The following is a 26,695-nucleotide window of genomic DNA, read 5'->3' on the forward strand; positions in this document are numbered from 1 at the left end:
GCATCTCCTAAACTTCATAACCATTGGGATTATTTGATTGCCAACGCCAACTGTCAGTCGCCATATCCTCAAGAGTTCGCTCCGCTTGCCATCCTAGTTCATGGTGCGCTTTTTCTGGTGTTGACCAGTATTCCGCAATATCCCCAGCACGACGTAGTTCAATCACATAAGGAATGGCTTTTCCAACTGCTTTTTCAAATGCATGTAACATTTGCAAAACACTGGTGCCGTTACCCGTACCCAAATTGTAGCAATGTAACCCTGCTTGATTACCAACCTTTTGTAGAGCAGCTACATGGCCATCAGCTAAATCCATGACATGAATATAATCCCGAACCCCCGTCCCATCCACCGTAGGGTAATCGTTTCCATAAATCACCAATTTTTCTCTTTTCCCTACTGCAACTTGGGTAATATAAGGTGTTAAATTATTTGGGATCCCTTGTGGGTCTTCTCCCATCAAACCCGATGGATGAGCACCTACTGGGTTGAAATAACGTAATAATGTTAATGACCATGACGGGTCTGAGTGAAATAAATCAGATAAACAACGCTCAACCATATACTTGCTGGTGCCATAAGGGCTTTGCGTATTACCCGTTGGGAACTCTTCGGTGATAGGTAAACTACTGGGCTCGCCATATACCGTTGCTGACGAACTAAAAATCAAACTTTTCACGTTCGCTTCCTGCATACAGCGCATTAATACCAATGTCCCATTGAAATTAACATCATAGTATTTAAGGGGGTTTTCTACTGATTCACCAACCGCTTTTAGCCCTGCAAAATGAATAACTGAATGAAATTGATGAGAAGAAAAAATGTGGGCTAGCTGTTGCTCATTTCGAACATCACACTGATAAAATACTGGGCGCACACCGGTTAATCTTTCAATACGATTAAGCACTTCTAGCTTTGCATTACACAAATTATCAATAACAACTGGTGATAGCCCAGCCTTTATCAATTGAACACAAGTATGACTACCGATATACCCGAGCCCGCCTGTAACGAGAATTTCAACCTGTTGCATCTCTCTTCCCCCAATACTGCTTAAATTGCATTCTGTCTTCCAACTTGTCATTGCTACCGAGTATAACAACGAGTTTATATAAGATTCTGTGATCAATCTCGACTTAGTGTAAACGTTTACACAAAAATATAAAATAATCTATTTCTCACATAAATAAATCGCATCAGGAAAAGATCATTCAAGGTAAACAAATTCTCCTGTTTTCACCAATAACTCATTTATCCATTTGCGTCTTTTTGATTGTTTCGCTAGTAGGAACAGCTAAAGAATAAAAAAATAGATTAATTTCAAATAGTTATAGAGAAAGCAAGAAAAAAAAGATAAATGATAAGAACTGTTTTAGTGACCTACTTAACACAGATGCAACAAACCATTTACTTTGCATATTGTTTCATCTAAATATGTTTGTATTACCAAACGGCACACTGTTCCCGTATAAGGAACAAAAATATAACAATAGTGCTAATTCAATTAATTATAAACAGGGGAAGCTATGAATAACCGACTACAATCTGCTGGTTTCGTATTAACCTTGTTAGATTACTTTTCAATCAACAAGCCCATATGGGGAGTACGTGAGTTAGCTCGTCATCTTGATAAGAGCCCTTCCGTCGTACAGCGGGGTTTTAATATTCTAGAAGAGCAAGGTTTCTTACAAAAAAATAAAAATAAAGAATATTTATTAGGCTTGCGGTGTATTGAAATCGGTCATTTAGCCAATAACACACGCCAGTTTTCACAATTAGCGAGTGACTACTTACGCCCTCTCGCTGATAAAACACATGAAACCATATTTATTTATCGCCGTTACAATGATATCGCTATTTGTAATTTCATTTTAGAAAGTGACCATCTTATCCGCTTTACATCTAAAGAAGGAGAAGCGTTGAGCTTGCATGAAGCCCCATTTACACAAATCATTTTAAGCTCAATGGATATTTCATATATTGATGAATATCTTTCTAAACATAATTTGCAAAATAACACCTTATTAAAAAAGCAATTAAGTCTCTATGCTGAAGAAGGATATGCATATTCAAAAGAAGCTTATTTAGCAGGAACACAAGGGTTATCCGTTCCTATATTTTCTTTTGAAAAAGGGGTATTAGGCTCGTTATGCATTGCAGCATCAAGCCAAAGTAAAAATTTAACCGAGTATTATCCATTATTAAAATCCACAGCCAGTAAATTATCTACCATATTTTAAATCCATGGTGAAATAATAAGATAAAAAGCAGTTATTAATTATTAAAATAAAATAGGTAACTCTATGAATATATCTCATGATAAAAATGATACTGAGGTACGTGTATCTATTTTTTCTCCAGCACTACTCATCGCAATAATTATATTATCTTTTGTTGGTGCTATTATTGGTATTCAGATTATTGTCACACTAGGTATCTCCGCAAACACATCAATTATCGGTGCTGTTCTCGCCATTTTATTATCTCGTGTCCCACTTTCTATTTTCGCATCATTTAAATTTATCGATGCGCAAAATTTAATTCAAACTAGCATCTCTGCAGCAACCTTTGCTGCAGCAAATGGTTTAATAGTAGCCATTGGTGTGCCTTGGGTGTTGGGTATGCCTGAATTAATTTATCCGATGATGGCTGGAGCTTTCGTTGCGATTATCATTGATGGCACGATTTTATATGGCTTGTTTAATACCCGCGCCTATCCTGCCAGTGCATCTTGGCCTGCCGGTGTTGCCACCGCAGAAACTTTGTGGGCAGGAAATAAAGGTGGAAAGCGGCTTGGCGCATTGCTGACAGGCTTTGCTGCTGGAGCCATCGGTGCAGGTTTTGGTATCCCAATGGCATCCGCAGGGATCGCGTTGATTGGCAGTATTTTCGCGTTATTCATGTTTGCTGTTGGACTTCTCATTCGCGGTTTTTCTGAGTCAGGGCTAATTACTTATAATTTATATGAAAACTATGTCCCACACGGTGTGATGATTGGTGCAGGTATCGTCGCATTAATCCAAATCGGAGCCATTGTATTTCGCAACAAGAAAGATAGTCAGCAACAAAGCGAAGATAGTGATGAATTACGCCAAAGTAGCAAACGTATCAAGTCAACCTTAATCAAAGGGGCAACGTTCTACTTTTTAACCGCATTAGCACTCACATTTATTAGCCAAATATTTGTCACAATGACATTGCCACAACTTATTGGATTCCTCATTTTTGCGACCTTAGCCGCTTTAATCCAAGAGATGATTGTAGGTATGGCTGCGATGCATTCTGGCTGGTTTCCTGCAACTGCAGCAGCTCTTATCTCATTGATGATTAGTATTTTACTGGGGTTTCCCCCCGAAGCATTGGCCGTTTTAGTTGGGTTTTGTGCCGCGACAGGCCCTGCTTTTGCCGATATGGGTTTTGACCTAAAAACGGGGTTTATGATCCGCGGTTATGGTAAAAACCAATCTGCAGAACATTATGGGAGAAAACAACAATATTTTGCCGCTATTATCGGTTTTTGCTGCGCCTTGGTGGTGGTTGCACTTACCTACGATTTTTATTTCGAACAAGACAAAATCGTTCCTGCATCAAGGCTTTATGCCGCTACGATCCAAGCAGGAAGCTCCTCAAATGTGGCAATGATGTTGTTATTGTGGGCCATACCGGGTGCCATCATTCAGTTAATTGGCGGTGCTAAAAACCAGATTGGCGTACTCTTCTCAACTGGCTTGATGATTAACTACCCTATTGCAGGTTGGACGGTTCTTACTGCACTCGCGGTTCGAATTATCATTGAGCGTTTCTTCAATATCAGTTCCGATAAAATTTCAACTTTCGCTGGTGGGCTTATTGCTGGCGATGCTCTTTACTCCACGGCTAAAGCATTCCTGCCAACCCTCAAAGCGAAACTGCTTTCCTTCTGGGCTAAATAACTTTATAGGGAATAATAATGACGAATATCTGGTCGCAAGTGCAAAAAGACACTCTAGTTTCACAACATTACGCTTATTTTGATACGGGAGCCGCTGCGCCACCGCCAAAACCGATAATAGACGCAGTAAAGCGCTATCTTGATAAAACCGCAGAGCAAGGGACTTATTTACCTAGCTTCCGCAAGCAAACCTATGAGCAAGTTGAAATTTGTCGACAAAAATTGGCCGCATTTATCGGTGCAAAGCCCAGTGAAATTGCATTTACCAAAAATGGCACAGAATCTATCAGCTTGATTGCTAGAGGTATTTCTTGGCAAGCTGGCGATGAAGTGATAATTCCTGATACTGAGATGCTCAGCAATATTGCAATTTGGCAACTGTTAGCGCATGAAAAAGGAATAAAAATTATTAAGGTGAGTGCGGATAGCTATGGTGTCCTTTCACCTGAATCTATCGAGCAAGCGATAACCTCCAAGACAAAGCTCATCAGTTTCGTTGCGCTATCTAACATAACTGGGGTAATTCAACCTGTGCAGGCTATTTGTGAGATAGCCAGAAAGCATGGTGTACTTAGCCATATTAGTGCTTCACAAGCCATTGGAATGTATAACGTTAATGTTCAAAAATGGCAATGTGACTTTATGTCATCATGTGGCCGAAAAGGGTTAAGAGCGATAGAAGGCAGTGGCATTCTGTTTGTTCGTGAATCATTGGTACCATCATTAACCCCCACACTGGTCGGTTGGTGGAATAGCTCAATTGACCCACAAACAGGAGACGTTATTCTGCCTCAAACAGCAAAACGCTTTGAAGCGGGCTGCCCAAATGTTCCGGCCATTATTAGTTTAGATTCGGCTTTAGACTATGCTGTAAATATCGGTATTGAACAAATTGAGAATCGCAACCAAACACTCACTCAATATGCGATGCAGCAATTATCTCAACTTTCTGGTGTCGAAATTTATGGCCCTAATAATAGCCACCAGCGAATAGGAATAATTCCATTTAATATTAACGGAATCCCCTCTGATGTATTAATGCAAAAATTAGAAACTAAAAATATCATTATTGAATCAGGTCACTTTATGGCAACCGCTATTTTAAAGTTCTATCAAATAGAAAAAATGGCCCGCTTATCACTTCATTATTTTAATAGTGAAAAAGAAATCGATTTATTAATTAATTCAATAAAAAAAATCAAAAAGGAATATAGCAATGACTAATGCGTTATTAATGAGTAGTTCACGTATGGGGAATATGAATTATTTACAACATGCGGGCGAACAAATCCATCGTTTATTACAACATAAAAAACAAAATATTCTATTTATTCCTTATGCCGCAGTTACATTCAGTTTTGATGATTTTGAAGCAATTGTAAAACCGGTATTTAATGCTTTAGGTTATGAATTAACATCAATTCATCACTTTAGCGACCCTGTTGCGGCAGTTAAACAAGCACAAGCGATTGCTATTGGCGGCGGAAATACCTTTGCCTTATTAAAACGCCTATATGATGCCAACATAGTGGAGCTGATTTCACAACGAGTTAAATATGAAAGCATTCCCTATATGGGATGGAGTGCAGGCAGTAATGTTGCAACACCGAGTATTCGCACCACCAATGATATGCCAATTGTCCAACCCCCTACATTTAGTGCGCTGAATATTTGCCCATTTCAAATTAACCCGCATTTTATTTCTGGTAAACCAATTGGCCATAATGGGGAAAGTCGTGAAGAGAGATTAAATGAGTTTTTAACGATTAACCCCATGGAAGAATTGATCGCACTATATGAAGGAACTGCATTATTTATTGAAAACCACCATGGCACCATTTTAGGTGAGCAAAATGCCCTATGGTTACGGGGACCTAATAAGATTGAAGAAATTGCTACCAACAAGCCATTCAAATTAAATATTATTAAAGGAGTGCAATAATGTCTTTGAATTATCTAAGCCAAGTTTATGACTTATTAGACACCCCTGATGTTGATGGCGAAAAAATGGCAGCGCTACTTCATTCTGTTGGCTCAAATGATGCCATCATCACTGTTACTTCTATTCCTTATGAATCCCCAGAGGATACAAGTCAGTTATGCCATTTTATAAAAGTATTAATCCCAGGCTCTGAGGGCAAACACCGTGGAGGCACTTACCCGACTTTAGGCATTATCGGTCGTTTAGGTGCACAACAGGCACAACCGAATCGTATTGGAATAGTTTCTGATGCTGATGGGTCAATTGTCGCTTTTGCCAGCGCGATGAAGTTGTTGGATATGGCGGCAAAGGGGCAGAGCCTCAAAGGGGACGTAATAATTAGCTCTCATATCGCCACGCATGTTTCGATTACTCCTCATGACCCTGTCGATTTTATGGGGATGCCAGTTTCATCTAATACCATGAACCAATATGAAGTCGATAAACAGATGGATGCTATTTTATCCATCGATACATCAAAGGGAAACAGCATCATTAAGCACCGAGGGATTGCGATTTCTCCCACGGCTATGCAAGGCTATATTTTACGCGTCGCACCTGATTTAGTTCGCTTACTGGAGTATGCAACAGGAGATGTGGCAAAGACGTTTCCTATCACCACACAAGACATTTCTCCTTATGATAACGGTGTTTATCACTTTAATTCTATAATGCAACCGCATATTGCAACACAGGCACCTGTTGTTGGCCTTGCCATTACGGCTAAATCGATTGTCCCCGGTAGTGAAACAGGTGCAAGTTATGAAAGTGAATTAATCGATGCAACACGCTTTACCGTGGAAGTCGCTAAGCAATTTTGTTGGGATAAAATTCGATTTTATCAGCAAGATGAATATGAAACACTTTATGATTTATACGGTTCATTAGCACAGATTCAGGGGTAACCTTCGAAGAGTAAAAGCCCACATTTGTGGGCTTTAGGTTGATGACAAACATAATATGTTTGTCATCAATCAGTATGTTTACCAACCCTATATTAACTTTTGTAATTCCTAAATCGGTTAGCATTTCAGGCATCATAAAATTGAAGCTTTTGTGTGTGAAACAAAAAAACAACATAACCAACAAAAATGAACTAGCCAGTGTTATATAAGCTGTTTAGATGAAATAACACGAACCCCTTTCGTGGGATTTATTGCAGCCTCAAATAATGCCTTCGCAATATTTGTTGCGGGGCTAACTTGGCAGCTCGCGGGCAATATAGATGATAGACAGGAAATAATACGAATCACAACAACTTCACCCAAACGCACTTTTTGGCGGTCACCACGAATCACATTCGGGCGAACTAAAGTTAAAGAATCAAAACCCAGTAATCTTAAATCTTGTTCAAGCTGCCCTTTTACTCGGCTATAAAAAAAAGGTGACTTAGCGTTTGACCCCAAAGCAGAAGTCAATACAAATGTCGGGCAGCCCCATTTTTTGGCTAGCCTTGCACAGGTTAAAGGATAGGTGTAGTCCACTTGACGAAATGCCGCCTTTGAACCAGCAGCTTTGAGGGTTGAGCCGAGCGCGCAAATCACAGCATCGACTTCCCATAACGCAGCCTCGTCAGGTAAATGGTTAAAATCAACAATAGGTGCTTGTAATTTCTCATGTTCTGCTAATGCATGTCGTGTTGGCGCTATCACCTGAGTCACACGAGAGTCTGCAAGTGCCAATGATAAAACATGACTTCCCACAAGCCCTGTCGCTCCTAACAGTAATATTTTCATTTTATTCACCCATGCAATGAATAGAGAAACTCAATTATAGCCTTGTAAGTGGGGAACCACTAGATTAATGCTGTTTTTTCGTACGAACTTAGTTTTTTGTGGCTCTTTTGTTGTTTGATTGTGAAAATTACTTGATATTGGCAATCATTCTAAAGATAATCATTCTCAATATCATTTCGATTATCAACAAACTTAGTATGGTAAATAATATGACAGCCCCAGTTGCAGAAAATACCGTCGAAACGGCGAAACAACCCGTTAAAACTGACGTGATAGAAAGCCAACAATTATTGGGCCCTGCCGGTAAGGTCTCAATTCAACATAATGGCGAGCTTTATCAATTGAGACAAACACGTACAGGTAAGTTGATCTTAACTAAGTAAGCCATACCCAAAGTAAGTCGTACCAAAACTTAATTCGCAAGCCACCTAGGTTAATTATCCAGGCAGCCAGCTTAATCTAAACATAGGAAAAGGTTTCTTATGGAGTTTAAACTGACGTCTGTATTTCACATTTGTGCCACTAAATATCGAATCAGCAAGGATAGCCACTCGATACCTGACTATCGCGCAGCGGTAGCGTTAATGTGCCACATCCCAAATAGTCCTGCTGAACACCAACCAGTTACTGACTATTACCTCAGCTTTATACCTTCATTAGTTGTTTACTCCTCTTGCTATGTTCAGACACCGCTTACATGCAATTTTTCCTGTGTCATACCGAATTCAGGTCCTCCAGACCAATACATCGCTATCAATTAATACGAATTCACTCTGCTTAATACAGATAAAAACTATATGGAGTATCACAATTATGTCCCCTGTTTTGCGAATGTCAGTCCTAACCAGTGCCATCTTAGGCGTGATAGCAAGTGCTCAAGCACAAACAACAGAACCATCACCAAAAAAAAATCATCATGATGTGATGACTGTCTATGCGACAGGTAGCGAACGTGACAGCTTCGAAACCCCGATGATGGTCACGGTGATCAAAAATAATTCACCTGAAACGCAAACGGCCAGCACCGTCAATGACATTTTACGTAAAGTTCCCGGGATTGGTGTCACCGGTACCAGCCGTGCAAATGGGCAAGATATTTATATGCGCGGGTTTGATCGACGCGGCATTTTGACCTTAGTGGATGGTATTCGCCAAGGCACAGATACAGGCCATGTCAATGGCACCTTTATCGACCCTGCTCTGATTAAGCAAGTTGAAATTATCCGTGGCCCTTCTGCCCTACTCTACGGCAGTGGTGCCATGGGTGGTGTGATTGCTTGGGAAACCGTTGATGCCAAAGACTTATTGCGTGAAGGCCAAGACAACGGTTTCCGTGTCTTTACCGAAGCCGCTACTGGCGATCATAGCTTCGGTTTCGGCGGCACTGCGTTTGGCCGTAGTGATAACCTTGATGGGCTATTCAGCTTTGTCACGAAAGAAACCGGTAATGTCCGCATGAGTAATGGCGATGACATGAAAAACAAGGAAACCATTGGTAACCTGCTGGCAAAAGGAACATGGCAAATCGATGATGCACAAAAGCTTTCTGGCCAAATGCGTTATTATAATAATGATGCCAATGAGCCGAAAAACCCGCAAGAAATTAATGTAGGGAGTGACAATCTAAAAGTTAACCGTACCACTCGCCAACGTGATGCACAGATAACTTATCAAATTAAACCGGGCTCACAGGAATGGCTAAATTTTAAAGTCACGCCTTATTACTCCGATATTAATATCACGGCAAAAGGCCAAGGAACCCCCTATGAAGGTCGTACACAAAAAACTTATGGCATAAAAGCGGATAACCGCTCTAACTTTTATGACTTGCCATTAGCATCACATAACCTGACTTACGGCAGTGAAGCTTATAAGCAAAAACAAACTCCTTATGCAAATACCACCCAATTCCCCGATGCGGACATCACCTTTGCATCCGGCTTTTTACAAGATGAAATTAGCCTAAAAGATTTGCCTGTTTCCTTTATTGTCGGTACGCGCTATGACCACTATAAAGCGACATCTGATGGCAATGAAGATGTGAAAAAAGGTAAATGGTCATCTAAAGGTGCCGTTAGCATCACACCAACAGAGTGGTCAATGCTATTTGCGTCATATTCAGAAGCCTTCCGAGCCCCTTCTATGATGGAAATGTATAACGACGAGGTCCACTTCCAAATGGGGCCAATCGTTAATAGATGGAAACCAAACCCTAATCTGAAACCTGAATCAACCCGTACCGCAGAATATGGTTTTGGTCTGCGTTTCGATGACCTATTGATGGAAAGAGATAACCTACAATTTAAAGCCAGCTATTTTGATACCAAAGCTAAAGACTATATCAATACTTACGTAACAACCCCTGATTTTAGAAATCCTCAAAATAACTACACCACATCAATCAATACTAAACGTGCCAAAATTTGGGGATGGGATGCCTCAATGGATTATAAAACAGACTATTTCAATTGGAGTTTGGCTTATAACCATACTGAAGGAAAAGATGAATCTAATGGAAAATCAATAACATCAATTAAACCTGATTCTGTCACCAGTAATCTGGCCGTACCTATTGCAGACAGCGGTTTTTCAGTGGGCTGGCTAGGGGAGTTTACGCGCCATACAGAATTCAATAAAGCCTCTAAAGCAGAACAACAAGCCGGCTATGCCGTACATGACTTCTATGTGAGTTATCAAGGTGAAGGACAACTCAAAGGGTTAGGAACCAGTGTCGTGTTAGGCAATGCATTTGATAAAGAATACTACTCATCACAAGGTATTCCTCAAGATGGACGTAATGCCAAGCTGCTTGTCAGCTTCCAATGGTAATTCACACAATATTAAGGAGATAAACGTGAATTCAGCACTTTACGAGCGTTACCAACAAGCAAAAACAGATAACAAAGCCAAATACGCTCGCGATCTCGCCGCCTATTTAAATGTATCTGAAGCTCAGCTACTGCATAGTCGTGTTGGTCACGACAAAGCTGTTCGTTTAAATGTCGATGCCCCCACTTTGTTGACAGAATTAGCCACTGTTGGGAAAGTGAAAGCGATTACCCGTAACGAATATGTGGTTCATGAGCAAGTTGGTCGTTATGACAATGCAACCTTTAGCCCACACGGTGGGTTAATTTTAAACCCTCGCGCCCTTGATTTACGGATGTTTTTCAGCCATTGGGACACTATCTTTGCTTTGACGGAAGACAGCAAACACGGTGAGCGTCATAGTATCCAATTTTTTGATAAACAAGGTGACGCACTACATAAAGTTTACACCACCGATGAAACGGATATGGCGGCATGGCAGGCATTGATTGAAAAATATGCTACCCAAGATAACCCGGAGCTCATCCATGAAACAGCAACTGCATTTACCAATCAGCCCGTTAGTGAAGAGCTAAAACAACAATTAGAACAAGAATGGCGCAACATGACAGACGTTCACCAATTTTTTGTTCTACTCAAGAAAAACAACCTCAGCCGCCAGCAAGTTTTCGCTGCGGTTAGCGATGATTTGGCTTGGAAAGTGCCTAATGATTCCTTCAATCAGCTGATTAACACTGCGTTCAAAGATCAAAACGAAATTATGATTTTTGTGGGCAACCGCGGATGTGTGCAAATTTTTACTGGTGAAATCAAAAAAATCATGCCATATCAAAGTGAAGGTTCAGACTTAAAGTGGCTAAATATTTTCAATCCTGATTTCACCTTGCACATGATTGAAAATGGTATTGCCGAATGCTGGGTCACACGCAAGCCAACACAAGATGGCCATGTGACTAGCCTTGAAGTCTTCGATAACCAAGGAAATCAAATCGCACAAATGTATGGGCAGCGTACGGAAGGGACTCCAGAGCAAGAGCAATGGCGCCAACAAGTCACCGCATTACCACGCATTTAAAATTAGGTAACTTATTATGAAACAATGGCTTCTAATCTTATCAACGCTGTTTATCTCTTTTTGTTCTTATGCAACAGAACGCATCGTCACCTTAGGGGGTGATGTGACTGAAATTGTGTATGAACTTGGAGCACAGGAACAGCTCGTCGCCCGTGACAGCACCAGCCTTCATCCAGAGCAAGCCACCAAGCTCCCAGATGTGGGCTATATGCGTATGCTTAACGCAGAAGGCGTGTTGTCAATGCGCCCGACTTTAGTACTTGCGAGTGAGTTAGCAAAACCCTCAATGGCTCTTTCGCAAATCGAAAAAAGCGGCGTAAAAATTATTAAGGTGACAGGGAAACCGAGTTTAGAAGCCATTCCAGAAAAAATTACCACCATCGCTAATGTGGTCGGTAAAACAGAGCAAGGAAAGCAATTAGTTAATCAATTTAACCAACAGCTCAGCCAAGTAAATACGGCTCCTATTGACAAAAAAGTCTTATTTATCATGAGTCACGGTGGTGTTATGCCTTTAGCGGCAGGACGGCACACTGCGGCAGACAGTGTCATTAACGCGGTTGGGGCAAAAAATGCCATGAGCAGCTTCGACAGCTATCGTCCTCTATCCCAAGAAGGCTTGCTATCAAGCCAACCTGACTTAATCATTTTTACCAAAGAAGGTATTAAATCATTAGGTGGAATAGAAAAAGTGTGGAAATTACAAGGAATGTCAATGACCCCCGCAGGGAAAAATAAAGCGCTTCTGGTTGTCGATGACGTCGGTATGCTCACTTTCAGTTTAGGTACGCCTAAAGTCATGCAACAACTACGTGAGGCATTAGAAAAATCCCAATGAGTCGCTTTAAAAACCCATTTTTGGTGATTATCGTATTATTGTTAGCACTTGGCGGTTTAGTTCTCATCGCGTCGAATGCCGGCGCAATGAACTTCTCATTAAAAGCACTGTGGCAGGCATCTGCCACAGACTCGGATTGGCAAATATGGCTAAATATCCGCCTTCCTCGCGTGTTAATTGCCATCTTAGTTGGCCTTGCCTTAGCAGTATCTGGCGCCATTATGCAAGGGTTATTCCGTAACCCCCTCGCTGATCCTAGCTTACTCGGTATCAGTAGTGGCGCGGCTTTATCCGTTGCCGCATTTATTGTTTTCTCTGTTTCATTACCCACCGTGATGCAAGGTTATGGCCATGTCGCGGCTGCTTTTATTGGTAGCCTAGCCGTATCTTTTATTATTTTTAGCTTAAATCGTTCATCAAATGGTAACCTCGCAAAACTACTTCTCGCGGGTATCGCTATCAATGCGCTGTGTATGTCATTCATCGGTGTTCTTAGTTATATCAGCAATGACCAACAACTCAGAACATTTAGCTTATGGATGATGGGCACGCTCGGTAATGTTGACTGGGCATCATTGGCCATCGCCGCTTCAGTTATTCTTCCTATTTGTATTATCTGTTTAACACAAGGAAGTAAGCTTAATATCCTACAATTAGGGGACGAAGACGCCCATTACCTTGGGCTCAATGTTGAGCGTACCAAGTTTATTTTATTATTCCTTAGCGCCATGTTAGTTGGTTGTGCGGTTGCCATGAGCGGTGTTATTGGTTTTGTCGGTCTCGTTGTTCCCCATCTCATTCGCATGACTCTCGGGCCAGACCATCGTTGGTTAATTCCTGGTTCCGCTATCGTAGGTGCGGGCTTATTACTTATTGCCGATACTGTAGCAAGGACTGCGGTTGCACCTGCTGAAATTCCTGTTGGCTTACTGACAGGGTTAATTGGTGGCCCCTACTTCTTATGGCTAATTTTACGGCAGCCTTCGGGGAGGATCTAAAAATGCAAACAAAATCGCTCTTGTTAGAAGCACAAAATTTATCATATAAAATCAGTGAAAAGACGCTTATAGATAATGTGAGTTTATCGATTGATCAAGGGGAATTTGTGGTGATCATTGGGCCAAATGGCGCAGGGAAATCCAGTCTATTAAAATTACTAACAGGCTATAATACCCCGACTCATGGCACATGCTTTATTGAAGGCCGAGCAATGACTGACTGGGACCATAATGCGTTAGCCCGAAAACGTGCTGTGATGAAACAGCATAGCCATTTGCAATTTGCTTTTACTGTTGAAGATGTGGTTGCAATGGGCAGAACCCCCTATGGTTCAGAATATAAACACACCGCCATCAATGAAGCGTTAGCACAAACCAGTTGCCAATCATTACGGCAGCGGGATTACCGCCAACTTTCAGGGGGTGAGCAGCAACGCGTTCAATTAGCTCGAGTATTAGCACAATTATGGCAACCAACAGCTCAACCCGCATGCTTGTTTCTCGATGAACCCACTTCTGCGCTTGACCTATATCATCAACAGCATAGCTTACGGTTACTACATCAACTTACACGTCAACGACCGTTAGGTGTTTGCTGTGTATTACATGACCTTAATCTAACCGCATTATATGCAGATAAAGTGTTATTAATTCATAATGGAAAGCTTGTCGCTCAAGGTTCCCCTACCGATGTTTTAACGACTGAAAACTTAACTCGTTGGTATCAAGCTGACTTAGGTGTTACTCAACACCCTGAAAATAACACGCCTCACGTTTATTTACGTCACTAACTCAGGCTTAATAAGCACTTTATTTAACTCATTTTAAAGGTAAAGTGCTTTATTATTTTTACCTTAATAAAGAATTATTTAGTCATATCTATTTTAATAGATAACTAATGTCTTTTAATATTTTAAATTTTTTATATCAATAATCCTTACTCTCTTAATGCACCCTAGTTAATAAGATAGTTAATAGCCTGAAAATGCGTAAAATCTATATAATGTATTAATAAAGCATTAAATTTCAAAAATAAATCTCAAGTAAATTCACTTAGAATACCTTGGTATCGCATAGGTATTTCAAAGGGTTTACATGGAAAATAACATAATTGAAACATTAATTGAATTAACACATCGTGGAAATGATGATGTTAAAATTGCAGCTATTTCCGCATTAGGTGATTATAAAGCGACCGTTGAACAACAAAATGCGATCAACCGTTTAATTGAACTCTGTAGAGATCCCAATAAGGATGTTGCGGTGTCTGCAATAAAGGCACTGAGTAAACTCTCCCACCATTTTTAGTATACAAATAATATTTTTATATCAATCCGTTAAAGCACAGGTTTTTTAATTAATCTTATTTAATCTTTCTAATCCCTATATATGAATAGGTATGATTTTTGCTACCTATTCATACACAAACCTAATCATACTATATCCATATTAGTTGTGTTTTTTGATATTAACAAATTCTTTCATTTAGTAGCATCTCTACATTGAAATTAATATTTTGAAACAAATGGATTTTAATTAACTTTATTTCTTAATACCCTGATTAGGATAAAAGATGGATAACAAAGTCATAAATACATTACTTGATTTAACGAAAAGAAAAAATGATGATGTAAAAATAGCTGCCATATCCGCTTTAGGTGATTGTAAAATACGACTGAAACAACATAATACGATTAATCGACTACTTGAATTATGTAATGACCCAAATAAAGATGTCGCAATCAGTGCGATTAAAGCAATCAGCAAGCTCTCCCATGGAGGGTTAGAGTAGCGATTTAGGCATGATTAAAACGTTAAGGAATAGCAAGGTGAAACCAACTATTGGCCTCACCCTACAATATATCTAACACTACAATATACCTAACACTACCATACTCAGCTATTATCATTTAAATAGCGTGCATGAAATGCAATATGTTCACCAATAAAGCTACTAATAAAATAGTAACTGTGGTCATATCCATCACGTAAATTCAAACGATATTCAAATTGCTTTTTGTCACAAATATCTACAAATAACTCGGGTTTTAATTGTTCTTGATAGAAAGGATCCGCAGTGCCTACATCCACTAAAATAGGTGGAATAGCCTCCGCTTTTCCGATTAATTCAACAGTGTCATATTGAGACCAGCTAGCTGTTTCTTCCCCCAGATAAGCCATAAAGGCTTTGCGCCCCCAAGGAACTTGGGTTGGAGCAACAATAGGAGAAAATGCAGATAAACTAGAATATCGGCCTGCATTTCGTAAGCCAATCATTAAAGCCCCGTGTCCACCCATAGAATGGCCAAAAATAGAACGTTTATCAGATACAGGCAAATGTGTTTCGATTAAATCAGGTAGTTCAGACACAATATAATCATACATTCTGTAATGATGACTCCACGGAGCTTGCAGAGCATTCACATAAAAACCTGCGCCTTGCCCTAAATCATAAGCCTCGTCATCAGCAACCTCAGCACCGCGAGGGCTAGTATCTGGTGCGATTATAACCACGCCATGTTCTGCCGCAAATTGTTGGGCTCCCGCCTTAGTAATAAAATTTTGTTCATTACAGGTTAACCCTGATAACCAATAAATCACTGGGCAGACGGTTGTTCTCGCTTGTGGTGGTAGAAAAGCTGCAAACTTCATTTCACAGCCGAGCACGGTGGATTGATGTTGATAAACATCCTGCCAGCCCCCAAAACACGCATGGCGTTCAATTCTCTCCATCAAAGACTCCTTAATCATAGTGAATAACGGTGCGGATTGATTTGCCTTCATGCATTAAATCAAATGCGTCATTAATACGCTCTAATGGCAATGTGTGCGTCACAAATGGAGACAGCTCAATATCACCCTTCATGGCATCTTCAACCATTTTTGGCAACTGGCTACGGCCTTTCACACCACCAAAAGCCGTACCACGCCATGACCGCCCTGTTACTAATTGGAATGGACGAGTTGAAATTTCTTGCCCTGCCCCTGCGACACCAATGATAATTGATTGGCCCCATCCTCGGTGTGCACTTTCAAGTGCTGCACGCATAACATTAACATTACCAATACATTCAAAGGTATGATCAACTCCCCACTGGGTTTTCTCAATCAACACTTGCTGAATCGGCTTATCAAAATCATTAGGATTCAAACATTCTGTCGCACCAAATTGGCGCGCTAGTTCAAACTTAGACGGGTTAGTATCAATGGCAATAATACGGCCAGCCTTTGCTTGCCTTGCCCCTTGAATAACCGCAAGACCAATCCCACCGAGGCCAAAAACTGCAACTGAGTCACCTTCTTGTACTTTAGCCGTATTATGTACAGCACCAATACCCGTGGTCACGCCACAACCTAATAAACACACTTCTTCATGGTTGGCTTGAGGGTTAATTTTAGCCAAAGAGACTTCGGCAACAACAGTATATTCACTGAATGTTGAACAGCCCATATAATGGTAAACAGGCTGGCCATTGTAAGAAAAACGTGTGGTCCCATCAGGCATCACACCTTTACCTTGTGTTTCCCTAACAGAGACACATAAGTTTGTTTTGCCTGACTCACAAAAAACACATTTTCCACATTCTGCCGTATAAAGTGGGATGACATGGTCACCAACGCTAACGCTAGTTACACCTTCGCCGACTTCAACAACAACGCCCGCCCCTTCATGCCCTAATACCACAGGAAATAACCCTTCAGGGTCATCACCTGACAAGGTAAATGCATCAGTATGGCAAACACCCGTATGGCTAATTTTGACTAACACTTCCCCAGCCTTTGGTGGCATGACATCAATTTCGACAATTTTTAATGGCTCACCAGGACCAAATGCAACTGCTGCACGTGATTTCATCGTTATTCCTTCTTTATTTACCGCAAATAGGTACGAATTAATGAGATGGCATCGTCTACTGAGTCTTTTTGCAACTGTGTTGTTGCTGACTCTTGAAGCCCTTCCCGCAAATGACTCTCTAATACCCCGGCCATCAAACCATTAACTGCCCCACGAATAGCAGCAATTTGTTGTAAAATGGCGGCGCATTCAACCTCATCTTCCAAGGCTGACTCTAAGGCAAGCAATTGCCCTTTCAACTTTCTGACTCGTGTAAGAACTGCTTTTTTTTCTTTTGGGGAATGTGGCATATTTAAGCCCCTTTAGTATACATAGGGGGAGTATAGTATTGATAAGATTATCTGTACAGAATTCCTGATTTGTATGACCCAAAAAGACAAAATAATATTCGATAGAAAAGAAAAAAGAGGAAAGATAAATAAGGAGAAACAGTAAAACGTGAATATCACGCTCTACTGTCTTCAAGAATGAATAGATTAGCACTACAACAAGTTAAAATATTTATCTGGCTGGTACTGAGGGGGAAGTGGTTGAATATCCAACATATCCAATGCATTGCGTTCAATACTATTACAAATGGCATTCAGCGGTAAATCATTTGCAGCAGTCCCAAAAGGATCTTCAAGTTCCTCGGCTAGTGCATCCCACGCTAAAAAAGTGTAAGAAATAAAAACAGAAACAAATGGCGTCATATAATGTAGGTCAACAACCAATGCAAATGGAAGTAACGAACAAAATAAGTAAACAGTTCGCTGCAAAATTAGTGTATAAGCAAACGGGATCGGCGTGTTCGCAATACGTTCGCAGCCACCAAGAACTTCCGATAGCGCATTAATATCTTTATTAATAGCTTGAAAGAGTACATCACTGATGACTTTTTTATCGCGTAATTCCCCCACCTTTAGGCCAATCTGCAATAATATTCGGCTAGTGGGAAACGAACTTCGGATAACCTCATCAAAAATAGTACGGGGTAATAGCCTATACATATCAATGATTGGGCTGGTTTTCCTTAATTCATGTTTAAGGCTCCAACCAAAAGCAATCAGCAAATTAGCAAATTCCTTTTGGGCTGCCTGATCATTAGGCAATAACCCTTTAATATTTCTTAGAATATTTCTTTGGTTAATTAATAACGAAGCCCAGAGTGTGCGAGCCTCAATCAAGCGGCTGTAACATGCATTATTGCGAAAACCTAGGAATATTGCGATGGCAATCCCTAGTAAGCTAAAGGGGGCTATTGTTAAGTGTATACCTAATCGCTCATACCATTGGAAACTTAGTACTGCTACGATTGATATCATTATATTTAGAGAAAGCCGAAATGTTATTTTTGACAGTACAGAGCCATGCCAGTCGAATAACCGAAAAAACCAGTGTTGATGAGGACGAATAACCATAATAAAAAGTATACAATATTAAAAAACGACGTTAACTTATTATTTCACTGATTAATTCAATGCGCTATAGCTAGACAAAAATTAAAGTGAATATGACAATAATTACGACAAGCAGCTATAGCGCTAAATTCATCCAACACGGTTTTTAGCTTATAAATAATATTTGATTTTAATATTACGTATTGAGTTAATTTTTAGCCGCTTTTAAGCGTTCTATTTCATCTTGTAATGCTTCTATCTGCTGCTCTAAACGATCTGCTTCAGTAAAGCTATAACGATGATTTAATTTTGTTGGCCCAGTCGCCCCCGAATAATGGTCGTAACAGTTATTTTGTACATTTGAAATAGCGCGCTCTAACCCCGCAACTCTATTTCGGTTACCATGCATTTTGGCGTATTTTAGCTGTTTCTCTAGTTGATAGATTTTTTTATCACAACCATAATATTGATAACCCGCTTGAGCGGACACAGGAATAATCAGTGTTGATAAAATTATTAACAGTATTTTTTTCATATAACATTCCTTATTCGAAAAATAATTTATCTGTGGCTATTTCATCATGTTGACGCATTATTCATATAGGCAAGCTCCTAATTTAGCTTAGGTAAAACAAATATAATGGATAATTAAAACAAACCCATCTAAAATGATAACTATATTTTATTATTAACAACTTAAATTAGATTGAGTATTTTTTTCACATAATTTATTACAGACAGACACATTTTTCCCTGATACCTTAATATTAAAGGATCACTCTACAAGGATGTAGCTAGTTTTTATATTTCAGAAAATTAATAAGTACGTGTTTTGACCAAATACTTTATAGAATATATATCAGTTTAATTAATGGTTAACTCGTATTTAATTGTTTACTTTGCACAAATCCTCAATTTATATCGATATTTCTCAAAAATATTCATCCAAAATACCAAAAATTATTATTCTTGATAAAAATTGATTCAGAATAAGTCGAAATATTTCTCCCCCTTCATATTTATTTTGCGACGCTTTACTTAGTGAAGATATACTCTTTAATTAAAAGAAGATAACCTCAAATGAGAGTAGCATGCATCACACTGACTTCGAACTCACGTTCGCAAATGCTAACGAACAACAATTTCATGCTGCATTAAAACAAGCTAGTCAAGAATATCTGCAAACTAAGCAAGATCACGTATTTGCCAGCCGATATGATCTTACTGCAATTGCTATCTTGTTTATTTTTGCTCTTCTGAGTTACCTGCCAACACTCATAACAACATCTACCTCAATTTACATATTATCCTATTTTGTATTTGTTTTACTCATCATGCTATTGAATGTGATTGGCCAGCACGATGCCTGTCATAATACCTTATTTAAATCAAGCTGGAAAAATCGGTTATTTGGCCGTTTAGTGACATTACCTTTAGGTTTAGAGCCAGAGTTTTGGCGTACACGCCATGTTCATTATCACCATCACTATGCCAACATTGAGCATTATGATTTAGATACTGAAGAAAATGGTATATTCCGCCAAACGCCATTTCAACGCTGGCGACCTTTCATGAAATATCAACATATTTATTGGCCTTTCGTTGCATCATTATCACTCACATGGATTGCACTGGTTTTTGATTGGTCGGACAGAACTGGGAAAACACGCTTAAAAACACAGAAAGTTTTACAGGGTAAACTGGGTTGGACGCTATTTTTAGGTAGCAAAGTATGTCACTTAATATTAATGATTGGCACCCCACTGCTAGTGGCTCACAGCCATGGGATCAGCTTAACAACAATACTTATCACTTACTTATTGAGCCAAATGATTGCATCCATTTTTGTCATTTATTTATTACTCGGTACACATTGGGCAGAGACGCAGTTTTTCACTGCTCCTGAAGATAAACAGATCAAGCATGGTTGGTACCATCATAATTTTGTCACGGCTTGTGACTGGCTACCGACCCCCCATTATTTATGGCGTTTAACTGGGGGACTAAACTACCACCTTACACATCATATTTTTCCTCATTGGCATCACCGCCATTACCCTGCTTTAGCTCACATCTTAGCCCAATTGGCGCAGCAATATGATATGCCATATCGTTGTATTGATTACAAACAACTCGTTGCGGCTCAAATACGATTCCTAAAAAAGATGGGGCAGCCGCCATTAAAATAGTTATCTTAGTAAGTTATAAATAACAATTCTCTCAAATGTCCCCTCTATTCCCTTATTTTAGGAGGGACATTATCTAAATAAATCCTTAAGGTCTATCTTCTTTACTTTTGTTACACTTTAAATAAACAATACCCTTATTATTAATGACGAATAATTAAAACGATCGATTGAATTATTGATATAAAAGTGTACGGATATCCGGCTATTATTAACAAAATGAACATTATTTACCTTTTGTTTAATATTTATTTATTAAGAAATTATTAAATTGACCGTTACATTTATTGATGCTTTATTTAAGTTATAAAAAATATAATCAAATAAAAATTAGATTTTAATTACACACTACAATTTTAGAATGGTTGGTGCTCGCATGAAAAAAGCAGAGTATTTTATAAAAAAATTACGTACACTCATAGTGAGTGACAAAACATATCTCACTAATAAATTTACTAAAAAACTCAATTACCGCCCTGATTTTAAAGCCCCAAAAAGTTTTAATGAGAAAGTAAATTTCAGAATGTTGCGAGATAAAAATCCATTATATTCACAATTTGCAGATAAACTCGCGGTAAGGGAATATATCTCACGAACAATAGGAAATGAATATTTAGTACCTATCATCGCCACTTATAAAAGTGTCGATGAAATTGATCTAAACAAACTGCCAGAGCGTTTCGTTTTAAAATGCAATCACGACAGTGGTAGTAGCATTATTTGTCGCGATAAAGCACACTTTGACTGGCTAAAAGCTAAAAATAAATTAGATTTTCATTTAACTAAAAACCTTTACTATATTACTCGAGAACGTCATTATAAAACTATTCCCGCACAAATTATGTGTGAAGAATATATTGATTTATTCGCTAATAAAAACCGGAAGTTAGTACCAGAAACATGCAGGATCCATTGCTTCTCTGGTAAGCCTGCCTATGCAGAGATTGATTACTCAGACGAATTTGGCAATGAATTTATTAATATTTATGATATCAACTGGCAGTTACAACCCGTGACTTTTGGTTATCCAAACATGCTGGAACCCGTATCTGAGCCGCCACTATTCAAAGAAATGTTACGGTTAGCAGAAATACTCGTCACACCTTTTGATTATTGCCGTGCGGATTTTTTGATGTCTGATGAAAATACCTTGTATTTCAGCGAACTTACATTTGCCCCAAATGCAGGTAGAACAGAAATATCACCGCTATCATGGGATTTCAAATTAGGGGAGCTTTGGGAGCAACGCATTGTACGTAATACAAAGCATTCACCCATTGAAGCACAACTGTCACCTTCAACCGTCAATAAAAAGAAATAATTAGAACGACAAAAAGGCCCTGTAAGTAATTCACAGAGCCTTTTATTTAGCAGTTTTATTTGTCGATAAAATTAATTTGCTAACACACTGGCTTTACGACGTAAGCTCGCAATTAACATATAAATCGCAGTCACTAACAGCACAATAAAGAAGAAATTCACTAAACCATTATGTTGGCCTAAAAACGTCCCTGCTGCGATAGGCCCCATTGCTGAACCTATACTGTAACTAAACAGCATCACTTGTGTTGCTGCGACGATATAGGAGGAATCTAAGTTATCACACGCCAACGTTATCGCCACAGGATATAGGGCAAAAGTTGACATACCGAGTAGCGCTAAAGCGACAATCATCACTAAGTAGTCACTCGAAATATAAATAACACCCATAGCAAAAACACCTAATAATGAAACCATCGCAAGTAATAAGGTTTTACTCATTAAGACAGATAATTTGCTAACAACTGGCTGTATTAACATCCCACCAAGAATAATTGAAGCCATCAACACACCGACTTGGTCGGTGGTGAATTGGTCTTTTTTCAATGATAACGGCATTAACCCATAGATAGTCCCCATGGTAATACCAGAAACCATACAACCGATAATTGCAGGTTTACTTAAACGAGCAATTTTTTTCAATGACAGTTTTTGATGCGAACCACTTTCTGGCTGGCCTTGACGTACTAATAACGGTGGCATTACCGCTAATAATAATAACCCTAATACTACCATAAACGGATAAGCGCCATGGGTTCCAATAACACCAATAGCAAGCTGGCCAAGAGTGGTTCCGCCATACAATGACGTCATATAAAAACTTAAACGTTTAGCACGCTCTTTCGGATTATCGCCAATCAATAACCAAGATTCGACAACCACAAAAATCCCAGCCACTGCAACCCCTGCAACTAAGCGGTTTGGCAACCAAGCTTCAATGGTCGGGGTCCACGGCAGTACAATAACTGTCGCGGCAAGCATCAATAAAAAGCCAATAAAGGCAAGACGATGGCCTATTTTGGCAATAATTGGTTCAATTAACATTGAGCCAATTAATAAACCAATATAATACGCACTCGCTAACCAACCCGCATATTGCGTATCAATACCAAAACTTCCCATCGATAATGGGATTAAGCTCATTAAATAACCCGATGCAATAGCAAAAATCGTTAACCCTGCAACAGGAACGAATGCATTGTCGCGTTTGCGCATGATAGTAGTGGACTGATTCACGCCCCACTCTCCAACTAACAAAATAAATAATATGCGCTGCAACTACATCGTTGAATACGACAGCATTGTGCTCCCAAGAAAGAACACATTTCGGCGATTAGTGCAGTAGTAAAAAAACAAAGATAGGACTAATTTGAGCGCAATATAGAACGTTCAATCATGAAGTTAAAATGAGAAAATCTAATGGTGACTAGCAAAATAATTTATGTGAGAAAAATCACGTTTTTTACGATGGTGAATTTAGTGAAAGAACAACAAGAAAAACAAAAGTAATACTTAAAAATCAAAATAATAGGTAAATATTAACATCACTGTTTTTTGTTACGATTTGATACAACTTAAGTCATATGGAAAAAATCCTAAAAGCACTTAATAACAAAATAATTTATTTGTCACTGAACACGACTGAATGAATTTAATTCAACAAGTAGTATTCAATGATTCTATGAATAAAAACAACCTAATTATCTCCTTTATGGCACTCTCACTAATCCATTACCTTTTAATCAACCCCCCTCCTGAATGAATACAAATTAATTATTATTTAGTATCGTGATTTACCTGATTTGCTTTCTCTAATAAAGAAAGACGCCGCCACAGGGTTGTTCTGCTAATACCTAAATACTGAGCTACGGCTTTACGATCACCACCAAACCTATTCATCACGTCAGTAAGCGGTTCCTTATTTTTATCAATAACAACCTCATGGCTTATTGCATCCCATTTGCGCTCAGGAGATAGACTCGCCAACATTTCCTCACTAATGGCCTTTTCGGGGTATGCGCTACAATAAAGTGCAACTCGCTCCATTAAGTTTCTGAGTTCTCGCACATTACCGGGCCATGAATACTCAACAAAAAAGCGTTTACACGCAATTAACTGCTGTACACGAAAAGAAGGCAACGGCTGCATTAAGCCTGCAAAGGCTAACTTAAGTAACCGCTCCGCTAATACAAAAATATCATCGCCACGTTCATTGAGTGCTGGAACTCGCATTCTCAATACCCCGAGCCGATAAAATAGATCGGCACGAAAATGCCCTTCTCTTACCCAACGGTCTAAATCGCAATGAGTCGCACAAATGACTCGTACATTGACTTTTAACGGTTTATACCCCCCAACACGCACGACAGAACGCTCTTCGAGCACTCGCAATAATTTTGTTTGTAATGCAATCGGCATTTCACCAATTTCATCTAAGAACAGTGTTCCCCCATTCGCCAGTTCAAATAGCCCTGCTCGGCCACCCCGGCGAGAGCCAGTAAAGGCACCTTCTTCATAGCCAAATAATTCGGCTTCTAATAATGTTTCAGGGATCGCCCCGCAATTCACGGCCACAAAAGGCATTTGCTGTTTACTGCGCTTATGTTGATTAAATAAGGTATATTCGTGATGAATCGCTTGTGCCACCATCTCTTTCCCAGTTCCACTCGCACCTTGAATCAATACTGTTGCATCAGAACGTGCGTACAACATAATAGTTTGCCTAACACGTTCCATCGGTAATGACGAACCAATCAGGTCATTAATGGTATAACGGACTTTTGCGGGATTAGGAAGGAGATATTTGTCTTGCGAATGGTTTTCACGCCTCGACATTCGGCTTAATTCGATAGCGTCTGAGAATGCTTGTCGTATGGTTTGTGTGGAATAGACAAAAACCCCTGTCATCCCCATTTCATCAGCTAAATCCATGATGAGCCCAGCCCCTACAACAACGGAAATTCCCATTGCTTTTAATGCTTTAAGCTGAGATCTTGCATCTTCTGCGGTGACATAACTACGCTGTTCAATTTGCAAACCAAAACGTTGCTGAAATTCATCTAATGAGGAAAGTGTTTTTTTATAATTAATGATCCCGACTTTATCGCTAATCTCTCGGGCTTTGGCCAATGCTTGCATGACATCGAACCCGCTAATTTTCACGATAATAACAGGAACTGAAACATGGCTTTTTAAATAAGCACCATTTGAACCTGCACTAATGATGGCATCACAATGTCCACCCTGTAATCGTTGATGTACGGCCTCTACCGCCTGCTCAAAACCAAGGTTTAGTGGGGTGATTTCCGCTTGTTCACTAAATTCAGGGCTGATATCTCGAAACAGTGTAAATAACCGAGACACTGAAACAGTCCAAATAATCGGTTTTTCCATCATCGCCATACCTTCTTACCATGTTTCATTTATGTTTCAATTGACAATATCTTGTTTCAACGAAACACACCAACCGATTATTTTAAAATTGTTTTTCCCGTCACAAATCAAAAAAAACAATATCAGTTTGATTTTAAACACATTTGCATACCCATGTAATTTAGAGCCAGATTGGCACGTCAATTGCTATATGACTATAGTTATCTCAATTTCATTACAATTAATTAACATCATATGAGGCTATTATGTCGTCATTTAGTGCAGGACAAAAATTTCGTGAGGCTATCAAGCAAGAATCTCCATTGCAGCTCGTTGGAACTATCAATGCCAACCACGCGCTCCTTGCAAAACAAGCTGGCTATAAAGCTATTTACTTATCTGGAGGTGGCGTCGCTGCGGGGTCACTGGGCATGCCGGACTTAGGTATTTCAACGTTAGATGATGTTTTAATTGATATTCGACGCATTACTGATGTATGTGACTTACCACTTATGGTCGATGCCGATATTGGCTTTGGTCCTTCTGCTTTTAATGTCGCCCGCACGGTGAAATCCTTTTGTAAAGCCGGTGCGGCAGGGTTGCATATTGAAGACCAAGTGGGTGCAAAACGTTGTGGCCATCGCCCTAATAAAGAAATTGTTTCGACACAAGAGATGGTCGACCGCATCAAGGCGGCTGTTGATGCACGAACCGATGGCAGCTTTGTCATTATGGCTCGAACCGATGCATTAGCGGTCGAAGGCATTGATGCCGCACTGGAACGTGCACAAGCCTACTTAGAAGCCGGTGCGGACATGCTTTTTCCAGAGGCAATTACTGAGCTTTCTATGTATCAACAGTTTACAAGTAATACCTCCGCTCCCGTACTGGCCAATTTAACTGAATTTGGTCAAACCCCTTTATTTACTCTTGATGAACTACGCAGTGTTGACATTGCCATTGCGCTGTATCCACTGTCTGCGTTTCGAGCCATGAATAAAGCCGCTGAACAGGTTTATACAACATTACGCAAAGAGGGCACTCAAAAAAGTGTCATTCCACTTATGCAGACTCGAGAAGAGCTGTATCAAAGTATTCATTATTACGATTATGAACAAAAACTGGATGCGTTATTTTCCAAGAATAAATCTTAATTTTTAGGCAATTATCATTACTAAAAGTTGCATCGCCTCT

General features: G+C 39.5%; 25 protein-coding genes. 16 read left to right on the forward strand and 9 right to left on the reverse strand.

What is annotated here, in order from left to right; all coding sequences use genetic code 11:
* Nucleotides 1-7 precede the first annotated feature (7 nt).
* Entirely contained in the window at nucleotides 8-1,033 is a 1,026-nt protein-coding gene (gene galE, locus SJ312_RS07490) for a UDP-glucose 4-epimerase GalE (RefSeq protein WP_319867335.1), read from the reverse strand.
* Nucleotides 1,034-1,526: 493 nt separating this feature from the next.
* On the opposite strand from galE, the gene SJ312_RS07495 reads away from it, so the two are divergent.
* The 5 genes from SJ312_RS07495 (at nucleotide 1,527) to SJ312_RS07515 (ending at nucleotide 6,817) form a co-directional block, all read left to right on the forward strand.
* Nucleotides 1,527-2,240 carry an IclR family transcriptional regulator gene (locus SJ312_RS07495; RefSeq protein WP_004261689.1) on the forward strand — a complete coding sequence of 238 codons (714 nt, stop codon included), beginning with the start codon at nucleotides 1,527-1,529 and terminating at the stop codon, nucleotides 2,238-2,240.
* 63 nt (nucleotides 2,241-2,303) lie between these two features.
* Complete coding sequence (locus tag SJ312_RS07500; RefSeq protein WP_319867338.1) at nucleotides 2,304-3,932, forward strand: OPT/YSL family transporter; 1,629 nt, start codon at nucleotides 2,304-2,306, stop codon at nucleotides 3,930-3,932.
* 17 nt (nucleotides 3,933-3,949) lie between these two features.
* Nucleotides 3,950-5,155 (forward strand): aminotransferase class V-fold PLP-dependent enzyme, encoded by a 1,206-nt coding sequence (locus tag SJ312_RS07505; RefSeq protein ID WP_319867339.1) that lies wholly within the window; start codon nucleotides 3,950-3,952, stop codon nucleotides 5,153-5,155.
* Complete coding sequence (gene pepE / locus SJ312_RS07510) at nucleotides 5,148-5,873, forward strand: dipeptidase PepE (RefSeq protein WP_137018934.1); 726 nt, start codon at nucleotides 5,148-5,150, stop codon at nucleotides 5,871-5,873. The genes SJ312_RS07505 and pepE overlap by 8 nt, the downstream gene beginning before the upstream one ends.
* On the forward strand, nucleotides 5,873-6,817 hold the full coding sequence (locus SJ312_RS07515; RefSeq protein WP_004261693.1) for a DUF1177 domain-containing protein: 945 nt from the start codon (nucleotides 5,873-5,875) through the stop codon (nucleotides 6,815-6,817). Before pepE ends, SJ312_RS07515 begins: the two co-directional genes overlap by 1 nt.
* Nucleotides 6,818-7,018: 201 nt before the next feature.
* Here the strand turns inward: SJ312_RS07515 and SJ312_RS07520 are convergent, their stop codons facing one another.
* The gene (locus SJ312_RS07520) at nucleotides 7,019-7,648 is read right to left on the reverse strand and encodes an NAD(P)H-binding protein (protein ID WP_110592128.1); all 630 of its coding nucleotides are present in this window, start codon (nucleotides 7,646-7,648) and stop codon (nucleotides 7,019-7,021) included.
* Between the two features lie 209 nt (nucleotides 7,649-7,857).
* Between SJ312_RS07520 and hemP the strand changes: the two genes are divergently transcribed.
* From hemP to SJ312_RS07560, 8 genes are all read left to right on the forward strand, one after another.
* Nucleotides 7,858-8,031 (forward strand): hemin uptake protein HemP, encoded by a 174-nt coding sequence (gene hemP / locus SJ312_RS07525; RefSeq protein ID WP_226617232.1) that lies wholly within the window; start codon nucleotides 7,858-7,860, stop codon nucleotides 8,029-8,031.
* A 430-nt stretch (nucleotides 8,032-8,461) separates the two neighbouring features.
* Nucleotides 8,462-10,477, forward strand: coding sequence for a TonB-dependent hemoglobin/transferrin/lactoferrin family receptor (locus tag SJ312_RS07530; protein ID WP_319867342.1), 2,016 nt, complete (start codon nucleotides 8,462-8,464; stop codon nucleotides 10,475-10,477).
* 25 nt (nucleotides 10,478-10,502) lie between these two features.
* Nucleotides 10,503-11,552: a hemin-degrading factor gene (locus tag SJ312_RS07535; RefSeq protein ID WP_094962092.1), complete on the forward strand. Its 1,050-nt coding sequence runs from the start codon at nucleotides 10,503-10,505 to the stop codon at nucleotides 11,550-11,552.
* A gap of 16 nt (nucleotides 11,553-11,568) precedes the next feature.
* A complete protein-coding gene (locus SJ312_RS07540) occupies nucleotides 11,569-12,390 on the forward strand; it encodes a heme/hemin ABC transporter substrate-binding protein (protein ID WP_094962091.1) in 822 nt (273 codons plus the stop codon).
* Entirely contained in the window at nucleotides 12,387-13,388 is a 1,002-nt protein-coding gene (locus tag SJ312_RS07545; protein ID WP_094962090.1) for a FecCD family ABC transporter permease, read from the forward strand. Before SJ312_RS07540 ends, SJ312_RS07545 begins: the two co-directional genes overlap by 4 nt.
* 2 nt (nucleotides 13,389-13,390) lie before the next feature.
* On the forward strand, nucleotides 13,391-14,179 hold the full coding sequence (locus tag SJ312_RS07550) for a heme ABC transporter ATP-binding protein (protein WP_036958448.1): 789 nt from the start codon (nucleotides 13,391-13,393) through the stop codon (nucleotides 14,177-14,179).
* Nucleotides 14,180-14,483: 304 nt separating this feature from the next.
* Nucleotides 14,484-14,696 carry a HEAT repeat domain-containing protein gene (locus SJ312_RS07555; RefSeq protein ID WP_004261718.1) on the forward strand — a complete coding sequence of 71 codons (213 nt, stop codon included), beginning with the start codon at nucleotides 14,484-14,486 and terminating at the stop codon, nucleotides 14,694-14,696.
* Between the two features lie 265 nt (nucleotides 14,697-14,961).
* Nucleotides 14,962-15,180, forward strand: a complete 219-nt coding sequence (locus SJ312_RS07560; protein ID WP_004261720.1) for a HEAT repeat domain-containing protein — start codon at nucleotides 14,962-14,964, stop codon at nucleotides 15,178-15,180.
* A gap of 104 nt (nucleotides 15,181-15,284) precedes the next feature.
* On the opposite strand, the gene fghA is transcribed toward SJ312_RS07560, so the two are convergent.
* The 5 genes from fghA to SJ312_RS07585 form a co-directional block, all read right to left on the reverse strand.
* Nucleotides 15,285-16,121, reverse strand: a complete 837-nt coding sequence (gene fghA / locus SJ312_RS07565; protein WP_036958450.1) for an S-formylglutathione hydrolase — start codon at nucleotides 16,119-16,121, stop codon at nucleotides 15,285-15,287.
* A 10-nt stretch (nucleotides 16,122-16,131) separates the two neighbouring features.
* A complete protein-coding gene (locus tag SJ312_RS07570; protein ID WP_004261726.1) occupies nucleotides 16,132-17,244 on the reverse strand; it encodes an S-(hydroxymethyl)glutathione dehydrogenase/class III alcohol dehydrogenase in 1,113 nt (370 codons plus the stop codon).
* 17 nt (nucleotides 17,245-17,261) lie between these two features.
* Nucleotides 17,262-17,534: a formaldehyde-responsive transcriptional repressor FrmR gene (gene frmR, locus SJ312_RS07575; protein ID WP_004261729.1), complete on the reverse strand. Its 273-nt coding sequence runs from the start codon at nucleotides 17,532-17,534 to the stop codon at nucleotides 17,262-17,264.
* A gap of 192 nt (nucleotides 17,535-17,726) precedes the next feature.
* Entirely contained in the window at nucleotides 17,727-18,644 is a 918-nt protein-coding gene (locus SJ312_RS07580; RefSeq protein WP_136134908.1) for a bestrophin family protein, read from the reverse strand.
* A gap of 187 nt (nucleotides 18,645-18,831) precedes the next feature.
* Nucleotides 18,832-19,158, reverse strand: coding sequence for a DUF1090 family protein (locus tag SJ312_RS07585; RefSeq protein WP_004261735.1), 327 nt, complete (start codon nucleotides 19,156-19,158; stop codon nucleotides 18,832-18,834).
* Between the two features lie 556 nt (nucleotides 19,159-19,714).
* Here SJ312_RS07585 and SJ312_RS07590 point away from each other — a divergent pair.
* Together SJ312_RS07590 and SJ312_RS07595 are read left to right on the forward strand one after the other, a co-directional pair.
* Nucleotides 19,715-20,812 carry a fatty acid desaturase family protein gene (locus tag SJ312_RS07590; RefSeq protein WP_096863325.1) on the forward strand — a complete coding sequence of 366 codons (1,098 nt, stop codon included), beginning with the start codon at nucleotides 19,715-19,717 and terminating at the stop codon, nucleotides 20,810-20,812.
* A 373-nt stretch (nucleotides 20,813-21,185) separates the two neighbouring features.
* The gene (locus tag SJ312_RS07595) at nucleotides 21,186-22,130 is read left to right on the forward strand and encodes an ATP-grasp fold amidoligase family protein (protein WP_036958454.1); all 945 of its coding nucleotides are present in this window, start codon (nucleotides 21,186-21,188) and stop codon (nucleotides 22,128-22,130) included.
* 71 nt (nucleotides 22,131-22,201) lie between these two features.
* On the opposite strand, the gene SJ312_RS07600 is transcribed toward SJ312_RS07595, so the two are convergent.
* Together SJ312_RS07600 and prpR are read right to left on the reverse strand one after the other, a co-directional pair.
* Nucleotides 22,202-23,344, reverse strand: coding sequence for an MFS transporter (locus tag SJ312_RS07600; RefSeq protein ID WP_004261743.1), 1,143 nt, complete (start codon nucleotides 23,342-23,344; stop codon nucleotides 22,202-22,204).
* Nucleotides 23,345-23,905: 561 nt separating this feature from the next.
* Nucleotides 23,906-25,522 carry a propionate catabolism operon regulatory protein PrpR gene (gene prpR, locus SJ312_RS07605; RefSeq protein WP_319867515.1) on the reverse strand — a complete coding sequence of 539 codons (1,617 nt, stop codon included), beginning with the start codon at nucleotides 25,520-25,522 and terminating at the stop codon, nucleotides 23,906-23,908.
* Nucleotides 25,523-25,767: 245 nt separating this feature from the next.
* Between prpR and prpB the strand changes: the two genes are divergently transcribed.
* Nucleotides 25,768-26,655 carry a methylisocitrate lyase gene (gene prpB / locus SJ312_RS07610; protein ID WP_110592133.1) on the forward strand — a complete coding sequence of 296 codons (888 nt, stop codon included), beginning with the start codon at nucleotides 25,768-25,770 and terminating at the stop codon, nucleotides 26,653-26,655.
* Nucleotides 26,656-26,695: the final 40 nt, after the last annotated feature.

The organism is Providencia sp. CIM-Carb-044 (assembly GCF_033901115.1).
Taxonomy (GTDB): domain Bacteria; phylum Pseudomonadota; class Gammaproteobacteria; order Enterobacterales; family Enterobacteriaceae; genus Providencia; species Providencia hangzhouensis.

Bases quoted from the DNA above. Each gene is read 5' to 3' on its own strand.
- galE (WP_319867335.1), bottom strand. From the start codon at position 1,033: ATGCAACAGGTTGAAATTCTCGTTACAGGCGGGCTCGGGTATATCGGT.
- SJ312_RS07495 (WP_004261689.1), top strand. From the start codon at position 1,527: ATGAATAACCGACTACAATCTGCTGGTTTCGTATTAACCTTGTTAGAT.
- SJ312_RS07500 (WP_319867338.1), top strand. From the start codon at position 2,304: ATGAATATATCTCATGATAAAAATGATACTGAGGTACGTGTATCTATT.
- SJ312_RS07505 (WP_319867339.1), top strand. From the start codon at position 3,950: ATGACGAATATCTGGTCGCAAGTGCAAAAAGACACTCTAGTTTCACAA.
- pepE (WP_137018934.1), top strand. From the start codon at position 5,148: ATGACTAATGCGTTATTAATGAGTAGTTCACGTATGGGGAATATGAAT.
- SJ312_RS07515 (WP_004261693.1), top strand. From the start codon at position 5,873: ATGTCTTTGAATTATCTAAGCCAAGTTTATGACTTATTAGACACCCCT.
- SJ312_RS07520 (WP_110592128.1), bottom strand. From the start codon at position 7,648: ATGAAAATATTACTGTTAGGAGCGACAGGGCTTGTGGGAAGTCATGTT.
- hemP (WP_226617232.1), top strand. From the start codon at position 7,858: ATGACAGCCCCAGTTGCAGAAAATACCGTCGAAACGGCGAAACAACCC.
- SJ312_RS07530 (WP_319867342.1), top strand. From the start codon at position 8,462: ATGTCCCCTGTTTTGCGAATGTCAGTCCTAACCAGTGCCATCTTAGGC.
- SJ312_RS07540 (WP_094962091.1), top strand. From the start codon at position 11,569: ATGAAACAATGGCTTCTAATCTTATCAACGCTGTTTATCTCTTTTTGT.
- SJ312_RS07545 (WP_094962090.1), top strand. From the start codon at position 12,387: ATGAGTCGCTTTAAAAACCCATTTTTGGTGATTATCGTATTATTGTTA.
- SJ312_RS07550 (WP_036958448.1), top strand. From the start codon at position 13,391: ATGCAAACAAAATCGCTCTTGTTAGAAGCACAAAATTTATCATATAAA.
- SJ312_RS07555 (WP_004261718.1), top strand. From the start codon at position 14,484: ATGGAAAATAACATAATTGAAACATTAATTGAATTAACACATCGTGGA.
- SJ312_RS07560 (WP_004261720.1), top strand. From the start codon at position 14,962: ATGGATAACAAAGTCATAAATACATTACTTGATTTAACGAAAAGAAAA.
- fghA (WP_036958450.1), bottom strand. From the start codon at position 16,121: ATGGAGAGAATTGAACGCCATGCGTGTTTTGGGGGCTGGCAGGATGTT.
- SJ312_RS07570 (WP_004261726.1), bottom strand. From the start codon at position 17,244: ATGAAATCACGTGCAGCAGTTGCATTTGGTCCTGGTGAGCCATTAAAA.
- frmR (WP_004261729.1), bottom strand. From the start codon at position 17,534: ATGCCACATTCCCCAAAAGAAAAAAAAGCAGTTCTTACACGAGTCAGA.
- SJ312_RS07580 (WP_136134908.1), bottom strand. From the start codon at position 18,644: ATGGTTATTCGTCCTCATCAACACTGGTTTTTTCGGTTATTCGACTGG.
- SJ312_RS07585 (WP_004261735.1), bottom strand. From the start codon at position 19,158: ATGAAAAAAATACTGTTAATAATTTTATCAACACTGATTATTCCTGTG.
- SJ312_RS07590 (WP_096863325.1), top strand. From the start codon at position 19,715: ATGCATCACACTGACTTCGAACTCACGTTCGCAAATGCTAACGAACAA.
- SJ312_RS07595 (WP_036958454.1), top strand. From the start codon at position 21,186: ATGAAAAAAGCAGAGTATTTTATAAAAAAATTACGTACACTCATAGTG.
- SJ312_RS07600 (WP_004261743.1), bottom strand. From the start codon at position 23,344: ATGCGCAAACGCGACAATGCATTCGTTCCTGTTGCAGGGTTAACGATT.
- prpR (WP_319867515.1), bottom strand. From the start codon at position 25,522: ATGGAAAAACCGATTATTTGGACTGTTTCAGTGTCTCGGTTATTTACA.
- prpB (WP_110592133.1), top strand. From the start codon at position 25,768: ATGTCGTCATTTAGTGCAGGACAAAAATTTCGTGAGGCTATCAAGCAA.